The sequence below is a fragment of the Streptomyces purpurogeneiscleroticus genome (assembly GCF_020024005.1).
Taxonomy (GTDB): domain Bacteria; phylum Actinomycetota; class Actinomycetes; order Streptomycetales; family Streptomycetaceae; genus Streptomyces; species Streptomyces purpurogeneiscleroticus.
The window spans coordinates 1-11856 of record NZ_NHSG01000439.1; the positions used below are offsets into that span (position 1 = coordinate 1).

The 11856-nt window shown below is 71.8% G+C and carries 13 protein-coding genes; 6 read left to right on the top strand and 7 right to left on the bottom strand.

What is annotated here, in order from left to right; translation table 11 throughout:
* A partial coding sequence (locus tag CCS38_RS32530) for an FUSC family protein (RefSeq protein WP_308050906.1) occupies nt 1-1195 on the top strand: 1195 nt, incomplete at its 5' end.
* 363 nt (nt 1196-1558) lie between these two features.
* Here the strand turns inward: CCS38_RS32530 and CCS38_RS32535 are convergent.
* The 4 genes from CCS38_RS32535 to CCS38_RS32550 form a co-directional block, all read right to left on the bottom strand.
* Nucleotides 1559-2299 carry a DUF899 family protein gene (locus CCS38_RS32535; RefSeq protein ID WP_223736920.1) on the bottom strand — a complete coding sequence of 247 codons (741 nt, stop codon included), beginning with the start codon at nt 2297-2299 and terminating at the stop codon, nt 1559-1561.
* A 155-nt stretch (nt 2300-2454) separates the two neighbouring features.
* A complete protein-coding gene (locus tag CCS38_RS32540; RefSeq protein WP_223736921.1) occupies nt 2455-3747 on the bottom strand; it encodes an RNA polymerase sigma factor in 1293 nt (430 codons plus the stop codon).
* On the bottom strand, nt 3744-4079 hold the full coding sequence (locus CCS38_RS32545) for a YciI family protein (protein ID WP_223736922.1): 336 nt from the start codon (nt 4077-4079) through the stop codon (nt 3744-3746). Before CCS38_RS32545 ends, CCS38_RS32540 begins: the two co-directional genes overlap by 4 nt.
* A gap of 96 nt (nt 4080-4175) precedes the next feature.
* Nucleotides 4176-4634, bottom strand: coding sequence for an SAV_915 family protein (locus CCS38_RS32550; RefSeq protein ID WP_223736923.1), 459 nt, complete (start codon nt 4632-4634; stop codon nt 4176-4178).
* A gap of 452 nt (nt 4635-5086) precedes the next feature.
* Between CCS38_RS32550 and CCS38_RS32555 the strand changes: the two genes are divergently transcribed.
* Nucleotides 5087-6148, top strand: a complete 1062-nt coding sequence (locus CCS38_RS32555) for a trypsin-like serine peptidase (RefSeq protein WP_223736924.1) — start codon at nt 5087-5089, stop codon at nt 6146-6148.
* Between the two features lie 187 nt (nt 6149-6335).
* Here CCS38_RS32555 and CCS38_RS32560 read toward each other — a convergent pair whose 3' ends face one another.
* Together CCS38_RS32560 and CCS38_RS32565 are read right to left on the bottom strand one after the other, a co-directional pair.
* The gene (locus CCS38_RS32560; protein ID WP_223736925.1) at nt 6336-6530 is read right to left on the bottom strand and encodes a hypothetical protein; all 195 of its coding nucleotides are present in this window, start codon (nt 6528-6530) and stop codon (nt 6336-6338) included.
* A 123-nt stretch (nt 6531-6653) separates the two neighbouring features.
* Nucleotides 6654-7178, bottom strand: a complete 525-nt coding sequence (locus tag CCS38_RS32565; RefSeq protein ID WP_223736926.1) for an SRPBCC family protein — start codon at nt 7176-7178, stop codon at nt 6654-6656.
* A 229-nt stretch (nt 7179-7407) separates the two neighbouring features.
* Between CCS38_RS32565 and CCS38_RS32570 the strand changes: the two genes are divergently transcribed.
* Nucleotides 7408-7761, top strand: coding sequence for a hypothetical protein (locus tag CCS38_RS32570; protein ID WP_223736927.1), 354 nt, complete (start codon nt 7408-7410; stop codon nt 7759-7761).
* Between the two features lie 86 nt (nt 7762-7847).
* On the opposite strand, the gene CCS38_RS32575 is transcribed toward CCS38_RS32570, so the two are convergent.
* Nucleotides 7848-8948 carry a calcium:cation antiporter gene (locus tag CCS38_RS32575; protein ID WP_223736928.1) on the bottom strand — a complete coding sequence of 367 codons (1101 nt, stop codon included), beginning with the start codon at nt 8946-8948 and terminating at the stop codon, nt 7848-7850.
* A gap of 157 nt (nt 8949-9105) precedes the next feature.
* Between CCS38_RS32575 and CCS38_RS32580 the strand changes: the two genes are divergently transcribed.
* The 3 genes from CCS38_RS32580 to CCS38_RS32590 form a co-directional block, all read left to right on the top strand.
* Nucleotides 9106-10284: an acyl-CoA dehydrogenase family protein gene (locus CCS38_RS32580; protein ID WP_223736929.1), complete on the top strand. Its 1179-nt coding sequence runs from the start codon at nt 9106-9108 to the stop codon at nt 10282-10284.
* Nucleotides 10285-10444: 160 nt separating this feature from the next.
* Nucleotides 10445-11287, top strand: coding sequence for an oxygenase MpaB family protein (locus CCS38_RS32585; RefSeq protein ID WP_263302836.1), 843 nt, complete (start codon nt 10445-10447; stop codon nt 11285-11287).
* Between the two features lie 27 nt (nt 11288-11314).
* A partial coding sequence (locus tag CCS38_RS32590) for a serine/threonine-protein kinase (protein ID WP_223736931.1) occupies nt 11315-11856 on the top strand: 542 nt, incomplete at its 3' end.

Consider the following 11856-nt stretch of genomic DNA (forward strand, 5'->3'; position numbering starts at 1 on the left):
GCTGGGGTGGGAGGCGGCCGCGGTCGGGCGGACGGTCCGGTACGCGATACGCGGTACGGGCCCGGAGCGCGACACGATGGTGCAGGCGCTGAAGATGGCCGGTGCCGCGATTGCCGCGTGGGCGCTGGCCGGGTGGTGGCTGCAGGCGCCACTGGCGCTGATGGCGCCGTGGACGGCGCTCGCCCTGGTCGACGCCACGGTCTACCGTTCCCTGCGTTCCGGCCTGCAGCAGATATCCGTGATTGTCATCGGTGCCGTGTGGGCGTCCCTGGCGATGGCCCTGGTGGGCGGCAGCACCCTGGGCGCCATGATCATTGCCTTGCCGGTGCTGGCCCTGGTGGGCACCTACCGCCGCTTCGGCGCGCAGGGCGTCTACGGATCGACGACGGCGCTGTTCGTCATCACCTACGGCGCGTACTCGCTGACCGAGGTGGGCCACCGGCTGCTGGAGACCTGCATCGGCGCCGTTATCGGCATCAGCGTCAATGCCTTCGTCTTCCCGCCCGTTCATCTGCGTTCCGTGTACGACCAGTTGCAGCGCCTGCCGCGCGACAGCGCCGGCCTGCTGCGGCACATGGCGGAGGGGCTGCGCGACGACTGGGACTCCTCCGAGGCCGAGGAGTGGCGGGACCGCGCCCGGCGCCTCCAGCCGATCCTGCGCTCGCTGGCCGACGCGCGGCAGTGGACCAACGAGAGCCTGCGCCTCAACCCGGCCTGGAATCTGCGCCGGAGGGGCCCGCAGCCCCCACCGGAGTCGGAGGACGTCCGCTGGCACGACATCGCCGAGCACCTGACGGTCATTACCCGGACGCTGGTCAGGACAACAGGCGAGGACAGCAACCTCGCCCGCCCCGCCCCCGCGTTCCTCGACCGGTACGCGGTACTGGCCGAACGGACGGCCGAGGTCTGCGCGGCCGAAGCCGACCTGTTCGACCAGAGCGATGGCGAGGCGTCGGCCCGGGAACGGCAGAAACGGGCCGCACAGGATGCCTGGCGCTACTACGACAGCCTGGCCGACGCCTTCGGCGAGGAGACCGGCCCCGCTGCCGCGGTCAGCGGGGAGCTGCTGGTGGAGACCCGGCAGATGCTGTCCGTACTCGCCCCGCACTGCGGCGGGGAACCGCAGCGAAAGAAGAAGGGAAACGCGGGTGGGACCGCGCCGGCCACCGCCACGGCAGCACATCCGCCGTCTTGACTCCGCCGAGTCGACCCAATCCCACCCGCACGCGGAGACGATGGGCACCGACTCACCCATATCCGGTAGGCAGCGCGCGCTCGGCCGGTCCGGGTTGCAGGAGTTTCACGTCCCTCGTTCGGGTGGCGCCATGCAGAACCGTTCTTTCGCGCAGATATATGCGGTTTGGTGGATCCTGCCCACCTGGGGTCCAGCGGTCTCTCCGCCCAGACCTTGCGGGAGACCGCCGGTCACCCGGTTCATCGAGGGTGGCCTCCAGCAGTGGCTGCCCCGTCACCGCCGTGCACGGATCACGCCGAAAGGAGTTCCGGGACTCCCGCCACCGTGCGGTACCTCATCGGGCTGACGTCCCGTGCGCGGCTGTCAGCGCTCGGCGGTGCCGAGGTCGTCGGAGCAGCCCCCGGCCTTCAGACGTGACCACTGGGCGAGCGGGCGGCCGTCGGCGCTCAGCGGATCGTCCGTGCCCGTCCACCGCTGCGGCCAGCCTGCGGGTGAGTCCTCCCAGCCTTCCTGCCGTCCGTAGACCGTCCTGTCCAGCAGCGCATAGCTGTTGTCCATGGCTTCGACGCCGCGGCCTGTCGTCCAGTACGTCTCGAACACCCGGTCGCCCTGCCGCAGATAGCACGCCAGCACGAAGGGCCCCCGGCCGGCCAGCAGCGCGTCCAGGGAATCCTGGGCCGAGTACCAGGGCATGTCCCAGCCCATGAAGTCGCGGTAGCGGACGCTCTCCTCGTACGGGCCCTGGCAGAACGTGGCGTAGGTGACGTCGCGGGAATGCAGCGCCGACAGTTCGCGCACCTGCGAGGTGAAGAACGTGCAGCCCTCACACTGCTCGGCGGCGGGCCGCCCGGCGTGCCACATGAAGTAGTAGGCGATCAGCTGTCGGCGGCCCTCGAAGGTCTCCAGCAGCGTGACCGGCCCGCTCGGCCCCGTCAGCGTGATGGCCGGGTCCACCTCCACCATGGGCAGCCGCCGGCGGGCAGCAGCGATCGCGTCGCCCTCGCGGGTGTGCGCCTTCTCCCGGGTACGCAGCGCATCCACTTCGGCTTGCCAGGTGCCCCGGTCGACGACCTCGGGCGCGGCTGCGTTCGGATCGATGGTCATGAGATTCCCCTTCTCCCGGTGGACTGTCGTCCTGGTGGACTGATGCCACGGTGGGCTGTTGCCACGGTGGACCGTCGTCCTGGTGGACTGTCACCCCACCGACGAAGGGCGCCGCCCCGGATCGACATCGGCGGCACGGAAATTCTCAGGAATCTTCAGAGCGCGCGGAGGCGGTTGGTCAGATAGCGGCGCTCGGGCTCGGTCGGCGCCAGCTTCAGGGCTTCCTCGTACGCCGCCCTGGCCTCGGCGGCCCGGCCGGCCCGGCGGAGCAGATCGGCCCGGGTCGCGGGCAGCAGGTGATACCGGTCGAGCCGGCCCGACGCCGTCAGCTCGTTGACCAGTGCCAGGCCGGCCGGAATCCCGTGTGCCATCGCGACCGCGACGGCACGGTTGAGCTCCACGACCGGGGAGGACACCAGCCGGCTGAGCTCCGCGTACAGCGTCGCGATCTGTGGCCAGTCCGTGCTCGCCGCGTCCGGCGCGGTGGCGTGGCAGGCGGCGATCGCGGCCTGCAGCTGGTACGGCCCCGCGCGCCGCATCGCCAGCGCTTCGCCGAGCGTCGTCACTCCCTCGGCGATCAGCGCCCGGTCCCACCGGGTACGGTCCTGGTCCTCCAGCGTGACCAGCACGCCGTCGACCGTACGCGTCGCGCGCCGGGCCTCGTGCAGCAGCATCAGCGCGAGCAGCCCGCGCGGCTCAGGTTCACGGGGCAGCAGCCGGACCAGGACCCGGGCCAGCCGGATGGCCTCGGCCGCCAGGCCCCGCCGTACGTCGTCCTCGTCACAGCCCTCGTCGTAGCCTTCGTCCCAGCCCTTGCAATGACCCTCGTTGAGGTCCTCGTCGTACCCCTCGTTGAAGATCAGGTAGAGCACCGCGAGGACGGCGGCGAGACGTTCCGGAAGGAGCTCGGCAGGCGGGACCCGGTAAGGGATCCCGGCCTCCTGGATCTTGCGCGTGGCGCGGACCAGGCGCTGCGCCATCGTGGGCTCGGTGGTCAGAAAGGCCCTGGCGATCTCGGCGGTACTCAGGCCGGCCAGCGTACGCAGGGTGAGTGCGACCCGGGCCGGGAACGGCAGCGCCGGATGGCAGCAGGTGAAGATCAACCGCAGCCGCTCGTCCGGGATGTCCTCCCTCGGCGACCCCGTCGGCGGCTGCTCCGAGTCGCGTGCCAGCACGGCGAGTTGGCGCAGCTTCGCCGCGCCCGCGGCGTCGCGGCGCAGCCGGTCGATCGCGCGGTTGCGGGCCGCCGTGGTGAGCCAGGCGCCCGGCCGGCGCGGAACGCCGTCGCGCGGCCAGCTGCCCAACGCGGCGGTGAACGCGTCCTGCGCGCAGTCCTCGGCCAGGTCCCAGTCCCCCGTCAGCCCGATCAGGGTCGCGACGACCTGGCCCCACTCGTCCCGGTAGGCCGCCTCGACCGCCGCCCGAACCCGGCCGTGGGGCGCGGTCATTCCCAGACGGGGCGGATCTCGATCCCGCCCCACCGCGCGTACGGATGACCGGCGGCGATCTCGATCGCCTCGTCCAGATGCGCGCATTCCACCATCACGAGACCGCCGACGAAATCCTTGGTCTCGGCGAACGGCCCGTCCGATACCAGGGTTTCGCCCTCGCGGACCCGAACCGTGGTCGCGTCCACGACCGGACGCAGCCGCGCTCCTACGAGTGCGCCACCACGCCGTTCCAGATCGGCCAGCCACGCCCGGTGCGCGGGATCCGCCGCGAGCTCCTCGTTGGTGGGTGAGGCCGTCTCGTCGTCGCAGATCAGCAACACGTACTTCATGCGGTGGATTCTGCCCGAGGGGACGGCTCTCCGGCGGCCCTCCCGCGGGACAACCCGCGGGAGAATCCGCCGGAGGACCACCGGGCGCCGGGGCGCTCAGCGCGCGGTGCCGGTCTTCACGAGATGCTGACGGATGGCGATCGCATGCAGTGCCGTGGCCATGTCCGAGCGCTTCGGCAGCGTCGTGGTCACTTCCGAGCGCCTCCGGGCACCGCCGCGCCGGATGGTGAGGGGGAGCCGCGGAGCCCCGGCGACTGCGCTCGGTGCCGCGGTGGAGGCCGCGAGCGCGGGGTCCAGCAGGAGACGTGTGATGCCCAGTGGGGTGGTCAGGGCCCGCAGGGCCGGCTCCGAGAGCTTGATCCACGCCTGGCCGGGGCCGAGCGTGCTGACCAACTGGTGCAGGGTGGTGAAGCCGACGGCGGTACGTTCGCCGAGCGGCGTACGGAACAGGCGGGCCGCGTATCCGGCAGGCCCGGGCCGGACGGGTACGTACAGTGCTCCCGCCCGGCCCTGGCCACGCGTTTCCGGCTCTTCGGCCGGTGAGACGTCTGACATGGCATTTCCTCCTTGAGGAGCTGGGGTCCTCCGGGGCGCGCCAGAAACCAGGTGCCCGCTGGAGCGGGAAAAACGTACGCGTCCTGACGTGTTACTGACGGAATTCCGGTATTTGGTCACGGAGCACCGACAAACCCTCGCAACGCGTGAACCCGTGGGTATGGCTTTCCGTGACAACTCTGCCGAATGGCCTCTTCTGAGCGGCCTCGGGCACGGTTGCGTACGGGCGGTTGCGTACGGACGGTCGCGTACGGACGGTTGCGTACGGTGGGGGAGCGGTGGCTCGTTCATGGCCCGGCCTCGTTCATGGCCCGGCGCTGTCAACCCCCGGCAGTCGGCCAGAATGCGGACGGAATGAGCCCTGCCGCTTTTGTCCCGTTCATGACAAGCCGTGGGCGTGATCTCCTCGCGGCATGAGACCAGCCGGAAGCATCAGGATCGCCGTCGCTGCCATGGCCGCCTCAGTCTTACTGGGCGCCCTCGGCAGCACCGCACAGGCCGCCGGGCCCGGTGCCGGCGAGGGCAGCCGCCTTCCCGGAGTACAGATCGACCGTGACACCGCCAAGCCCGGTACGGTACGCGCCTACTGGACCCCCGAGCGCAGAGCCGAGGCCATGGCCAACCCCGCCGACGCGGGCACCGCCCACGCGCCCTCGTCGCAGCAGCAGAGCACCCCGGCCGGCGGCGCCGACCTGCCCGACGTGTCGATTTCCGCGGGCCCGACGCTCCCGAAGGACGCCACCGGGAGCGCGGACGACCACGCGCGGGCGGCCGACGACCCCGAGCTGTCCCGGTCGCTGCGCACGCCGTTCCCGCACCGGTGGCCGTGGCGGCAGACCGGCCTCCTCCTGTTCCAGCAGGCCAACGGCAAGCCCGCACGGTGCACCGCGTCCGTCATCACACACGAGAACCGCTCCACGCTGTGGACCGCCGCGCACTGCCTCTACGACGAGAAGAGCGGCGGCTGGACCAAGAACAGCATCTTCCTGCCTGGTTCGGAGGGCGGCGACGCCCCGTACGGCGGGTGGGTGAAGGACTACGCCGTCGTCCCCGATCAGTGGATCGACGAACCGGACTTCCGCTACGCGGACATGGGCGCCATGGTCGTCAAGAAGGACGCGCAGCGCGGTTACCTTCAGGACGAGGTCGGCGCCTACGGGTACGAGTTCCGCTCCAACTCCCCGGACAACGACCTCGTCTTCTCCCTCGGTTACCCCGGCCGCGGCTACGACCGGCCGGACAGCGACTTCACCGGCGAGGACCAGATGTACTGCGCCGGCGACACCGTGGACGCCTCCGAGTGGAACCCACTGGACGAGCGGCTCCAAATGGACTGCGACATGGGCAGCGGCGCGTCCGGCGGCCCGATGGTCAAGAACCTGGTCAGCGCGCCGCAGATCGTCGGCACCAACAGCCACCGCAACGAGGACTCGAACGGCAACTACGCGGACAACCACCTGTTCTCCTCCGAACACGGCGCACCGGCCGTCGCTGTGTACCAGGCCGTCGAGTAACCGCCCTCCGGGCCGGGGGAGAAATGACCGATGCGGTGGGCGGCGATTCCAAGGCAGCCGTCCCGTGGTGCAGGAGTTGCCGAACTCGGTTTCTGGAACGTGCCTTTGCCCGGCGATTGCCTCGGCTATCCGTCAGGTAGCGCGACACCACGCCGAGTTGGGGGTTCCGGGAGGGGAGGTGGCCGCGTCAGCGGTCCCGGCGGCGTTCCGTGTCGCGGTCCTCGTCCTCGCCCTCCGCCTGGGAGGGCGTCGTGCGGGGTGCGTCGCGGTCCCGGCCGCGGTCGGGGCCGCCCCGCTGCTCCCGTGTCTTCTCCGGCCCCTGGCGCTCGCCCTCCGCCTGCGAGGGCGTGGGTGTCTGGTCCTGCGGCTCGTTGTCCGGCATGTGCGGCCTCCCGGTCGGTCCCGATGCGCTCTGTCCGGCCTGCTGCCGGAGCGGTCGTCGAGTACCCGGGCGGGATTTTGTACAAACCGCCACAAAGTCGCTGCGTGCAGTGTGCCGGGGCTGTCAGCCCTCCGCGAGTGCCTTGATGCCCTTCAGGGTCGCCTCCATGCCCGCGCGCAGCTCGGCGAGGCGGGCCTCGATCAGCTGCTCCTCCCGGTCGGGCATACGGGCGATCACGACGCTGAGCCCGGAGGCGCCGGGGCCGATGCGCACCGAGTGCCGCACGAGGACGTGTCCGGGGGCGGGCTCCAGGACGAAACACCAGGTCGCGAGGGGCTGCGCAGGGTCCTCCACCGGCGCGCCGAACCGGCCGCCGGTGTCCAGGACGGCCCAGCCGAACTCGCGCTCGGCGGTGACCGTCATGATCTGCGAGACGGTCCGCCACTCGCCGATCTTCGGGTGGCGGTTGTGTCCCGCGAAGCGTGCGCCCGGCGCGGGCGCGGTGGCGCCGCCGAGCCATTCCACGCGGTGCAGTTCGGGGCTCAGCCGGGCGGGCAGGCCGATGTCGCTGACCAGCTCCCAGACCCGCGGCGCGGCCGCCGCGATCCGTATCTCGCACTCGGCCGCCGGGCCGTCGGCATAACGCATCGTGTGTCCTCGTCTCCCTCGGTCGAGGAGAACGTACTGGCCGCCGGGCCGGGCGGCAGTGGCGGGGTGGCCTCCGGCGGGGACCGGGCATCCGGTCCCGGGGCCTGGGCCCCGTGAGGCACCGAGGGCTGCTCGCCGCGAGCGTTGCGGGACGCCTCCGGGCGCGTGATGATGGCTGCCTGGGAGCGGCCGCGCCGGGCGCGGCGCGCCGGCCACAAGGGAGCGAGCCATGGCCGAACCGGGTGACCTGCGGCAGACGTACGCATTCAGCTGCACCGGATGCGGACATGCCTGGAAGCAGAGCTACGAGATCGTGATCGTCACCGACGCCGCGGGCCAGCGCTCACAGGAGTACCGCATCGAAGGGCGCAGGGTGCGCTCCCCGCTGACCTCGCCGGTCTGTCCGCACTGCGAGAGCCGGCACGTGCATGCGGTGCCGGTCGGGCTGGCCGAGCGGGCCCTCCAGGCGGAGACCGCGCCGCACTCCCGCCCCGAGCGCCACGAGCACACCCCGCACATCCCGCACGGCCCCCACTTCCATCTGCGCCGCCACTCCGGCCGGACGCGCAATGAGGACGGCTAGGGGCGTCGCGACAGGGCGCGCGACGGGACGCACAACAGGGCGTCCGGACGCCGCGAAGATCCGCCCGAAGCCCCCTCCGCAGCCCCCTAGGGGCTGACCGCCAGCACCAGATACGCCGCCAGCAGGGCCAGGTGGACGCCGCCCTGCAGGGGCGTTGCCCGCCCCGGGATGACCGTCAGGGTGCCGACGACCACGGTGAGGGCGAGCAGCACCATGTGCGTCGCGCCGAGGCCGAGGACGAGCGGGCCGCTCAGCCAGATGGACGCCGCGGCGACCGCGGGAATGGTCAGACCGATGCTTGCCATGGCCGAGCCGAGCCCGAGGTTCAGGCTCGTCTGCACGCGGTCGCGGGCGGCGGCCCGTACCGCCGCGATGGTCTCCGGCAGCAGGACGAGCAGCGCGATCACCACGCCGACCACGGAGGACGGCAGCCCCGCCGCGGCCACCCCGGCCTCGATCGTCGGCGACACCGCCTTGGCCAGCCCGACCACGCCGACCAGCGCCAGGGCCAGCAGGCCCAGGCTGATCTGGGCCGTCCGCCGGGTGGGGGGATCGGCGTGGTCGTCCGCGTCGATCACCGCGCCGGACGAGGTCACCGGGAGGAAGTAGTCCCGGTGCCGCACGGTCTGGGTGGTGACGAAGAGCCCGTAGAGCACCACGGCCGCGAGCGCGGCGAAGATCAGCTGCGCGGGTGCGAACTCCGGCCCCGGCTTGCTCGTGGTGAACGTCGGCAGCACGAGGCTGAGCCCGGCCAGCGTGGCCACGGTCGCGAATGCCGCGCCCGTGCCCTCCGGATTGAACACCGCGACCCGCCGCCGCAAGGCCCCCACCAGCAGACACAGCCCGACGATGCCGTTGCACGTGATCATCACGGCGGCGAAGACGGTGTCCCGGGCGAGCGAGGCGGACTCGTCCCCGCCGTCGGTCATCAGGGTGAGGATGAGCGCGACCTCGATGATGGTCACCGCGACGGCGAGCACGAGCGACCCGAACGGCTCGCCCACCCGGTGGGCCACGACCTCGGCGTGGTGCACCGCCGCGAGCACCGCGCCGGCCAGAAAGCACGCCACGAGGGCCACGAGCGGGCCCGGCAGCGAACGGCCCCAGGAGAGCGCGAGCAGAACGACGGCGAGCACGGGAAGGGCGGCGGTCCAGTGGCCGGCGACCGCCCGGACGGTACGCAGCATGGCTCGACCTTCTCAGATAGCCCGGTGGGCTGCGCGCGGAACATGGTGCGCGTCCGCCCCTTCCGTATTACTGGAACACGTTCTACCGTGCGGGCGACCCTACGGACCGTCAGGCCACGGCAGCGACGGGCCGTCAGACCGGTACAGGGAGGGGCCCGTGCACCTCGAATACACGCCCGAACAGCAGCGACTGCGCGCCGAGCTGCGGACCTACTTCGCCCAACTGGTGCCGGACAACGCGTACGCGCGGTACGCGGCGCCCGCCGAACGGAAACGGTTCTACCGCGAGACGGTCCGCCGCCTGGGCGCCGACGGCTGGCTCGGCGTCGGCTGGCCCAAGGAGTACGGCGGCCGCGGCCTCACGCCGATGGAGCAGTTCGTCTTCTTCGACGAGGCGGCCCAGGCAGGCGTGCCACTGCCCCTGATGGCACTGAACACCGTCGGCCCGACGATCATGAAGTACGGCACCGAGGAGCAGAAGGCGTACTTCCTGCCGAAGATCCTCTCCGGCGAGATCGACTTCGCGATCGGATACAGCGAACCCGACGCGGGCACCGACCTGGCGGCCCTGAAGACCCGCGCGGTACGGGACGGGGACGGCTACGTCGTCAACGGGCAGAAGATCTGGACCACCAACGGCGACACCGCCGACTGGGTGTGGCTGGCCGTCCGCACCGACCCCGAAGCGCCGCCCCACAAGGGCATCAGCATGCTCCTCGTCCCCACCAGTGACCCCGGCTACTCCTGCACCCTCATCAACACCCTCGCCGGCCACGACACCACCGCGAGCTACTACGAGAACGTCCGCGTCCCCGTGAGCCGCCGGGTCGGTGCGGAGAACGAGGGCTGGCGGATCATCACCAACCAGCTCAACCACGAGCGCGTCACCCTCGCCGCGCACGGCACGATGGCCATCCGCGCGCTGCACGACGTCCAGCGCTGGGCCATGGAGACCAAGCTCGCCGACGGCCGGCGCGTCATCGACCTGGGCTGGGTCCGCACCCGGCTGGCCCGCACGCACACGAAACTGGATGCCCTGAAGCTGCTGAACTGGCGGATGGTCGACGCCCTCCAGCGCGCCGCCCTCACCCCGCAGGACGCCTCCGCCGTCAAGGTGTACGGCTCCGAGGCGCGCCGGGACGCCTATGCCTGGCTCCTGGAGGTGGTCGGCGCCGCCGGGCCGCTGAAGGAGGGTTCGGCGGGCGCGGTGCTCCACGGCGAGCTGGAGCGCGGCTACCGCTCGGCCGTCATCTTCACCTTCGGCGGCGGGAACAATGAGATCCAGCGGGAGATCATCTCCTGGATCGGCCTGGGGATGCCCCGCGTACGCAGATGATCCCGTACGGCTGAAGGGCGGTACCGCGGTGACGGAAGGCGCGCCCGGCCGGGGGACCGGAGGGGACCCCGGCCCCTCCGGAGCGGACCCCGGCCTCTACGGAGCGGACCCCGGCCTCTACGGTCCGGACTCGGTGACATGGCAGCTGCACGGCGATCCCATGATGTGGATCGCCGGTGTACGGGCCCTGTACCTGCAGGCGCTGCACCCGAGGGCGGTGCGCGGCGTCATGCAGAACAGCGACTTCCGCAAGGACGCCTGGGGACGGCTGATGCGTACCGCGGGCTTCGTCGGCACCACCACCTTCGGGACCGCCGAGGCCGCCGAGCGGGCCGGTGCCGCGGTCCGCCGCATCCACCGGAGGCTGACCGCCACCGACCCCGCCACCGGGGAGCGCTACCGCATAGATGAGCCGCGGCTGCTCCTCTGGGTGCACTGCGCCGAGATCGACTCCTACCTGGAGGTCGTCCGCCGTTCCGGCCATCCCGCGGCCGACGCGCTTCAAGGGGCGGCGGGCGACGCGTACATACGGGAGAACCGCACGGCCGCCCGTCTCGTGGGGCTCGACCCCGCCACCGTGCCCGCCGACCGGGCCGGGCTCGCCGCGTACTTCGAGGAGGTGCGGCCCGAGCTGGCCGCCACTCCGGAGGCAGCAGCTGTCGACGCCTTCCTGCAGCGGCCACCCGCACCCCTCCCGCTGGTCCCCGTACGCGCGCTGCTGTGGCGGCGCGTGGCCACGCTGGCGTACGAGACGCTCCCTCCGTACGCGCATGAGCTGTACGGCAGGCCGGTGCCGTCCTCTGCGGCCGTCGGCCGGCGGCTGCGCGCCGCGGGACGCGTACTGCGGGCGGTCCCGCCGACCGTGCGCTGGCAGCTGCCCCCGAAACACATCCTGCGCGCGGTGGCCAGACTCGGACCCGGCACCCGCCCGTCGGCCTACAAGCTGTGCCACCCGGCCGCCATACTGAGGGCTCACGGTGCTCAGGGGGAGCCACAGGAGTGACGACGGCGACGGGGGGCGCAGCAGGCGATGGGGGAGAGCAGGCTGATCCACGGCCGTTACCGGCTGATCGATCTGATCGGGCGCGGGGGGATGGGCGAGGTGTGGCGGGCCCGGGACGAGTCCCTGGGCCGCCAGGTCGCGGTGAAGTGCCTCAAGCCGCTGGGGCAGCAGCAGGACGCGTCGTTCATGCGGGTGCTGCGGGAACGCTTCCGGCGTGAGGCGCGGGTGGCCGCGGGGCTGCAGCACCGCGGCATCACCGTCGTGCACGACTTCGGCGAGGACGACGGCATTCTGTACATCGTCATGGAGCTGCTGGACGGGCGCAATCTCAGCCAGCTTCTGGAGGACAACCGCCGGGATCCGCTGCCCGTACCGGACTTCGTCGACATCGCCGACCAGGTGTCAGCGGCGCTCGCGTATACGCACGAGCAAGCGGTCGTGCACCGGGACCTGAAGCCGGCGAACATCGTCCGCATAGCGGACGGCACGGTGAAGATCTGCGACTTCGGCATCGCGCGGCTCGGCCACGACATCGGCTTCACCGCCCGCCTCACCGGCACCGGCGTCGC

Coding starts and splice junctions, on each gene's coding strand:
- CCS38_RS32545 (WP_223736922.1), bottom strand. CDS start 4,079: ATGAAGTACGTGTTGCTGATCTGCGACGACGAGACGGCCTCACCCACC.
- CCS38_RS32560 (WP_223736925.1), bottom strand. CDS start 6,530: ATGCCGGACAACGAGCCGCAGGACCAGACACCCACGCCCTCGCAGGCG.
- CCS38_RS32540 (WP_223736921.1), bottom strand. CDS start 3,747: ATGACCGCGCCCCACGGCCGGGTTCGGGCGGCGGTCGAGGCGGCCTAC.
- CCS38_RS32555 (WP_223736924.1), top strand. CDS start 5,087: ATGGCCGCCTCAGTCTTACTGGGCGCCCTCGGCAGCACCGCACAGGCC.
- CCS38_RS32550 (WP_223736923.1), bottom strand. CDS start 4,634: ATGTCAGACGTCTCACCGGCCGAAGAGCCGGAAACGCGTGGCCAGGGC.
- CCS38_RS32565 (WP_223736926.1), bottom strand. CDS start 7,178: ATGCGTTATGCCGACGGCCCGGCGGCCGAGTGCGAGATACGGATCGCG.
- CCS38_RS32575 (WP_223736928.1), bottom strand. CDS start 8,948: ATGCTGCGTACCGTCCGGGCGGTCGCCGGCCACTGGACCGCCGCCCTT.
- CCS38_RS32585 (WP_263302836.1), top strand. CDS start 10,445: ATGATGTGGATCGCCGGTGTACGGGCCCTGTACCTGCAGGCGCTGCAC.
- CCS38_RS32570 (WP_223736927.1), top strand. CDS start 7,408: ATGGCCGAACCGGGTGACCTGCGGCAGACGTACGCATTCAGCTGCACC.
- CCS38_RS32535 (WP_223736920.1), bottom strand. CDS start 2,299: ATGACCATCGATCCGAACGCAGCCGCGCCCGAGGTCGTCGACCGGGGC.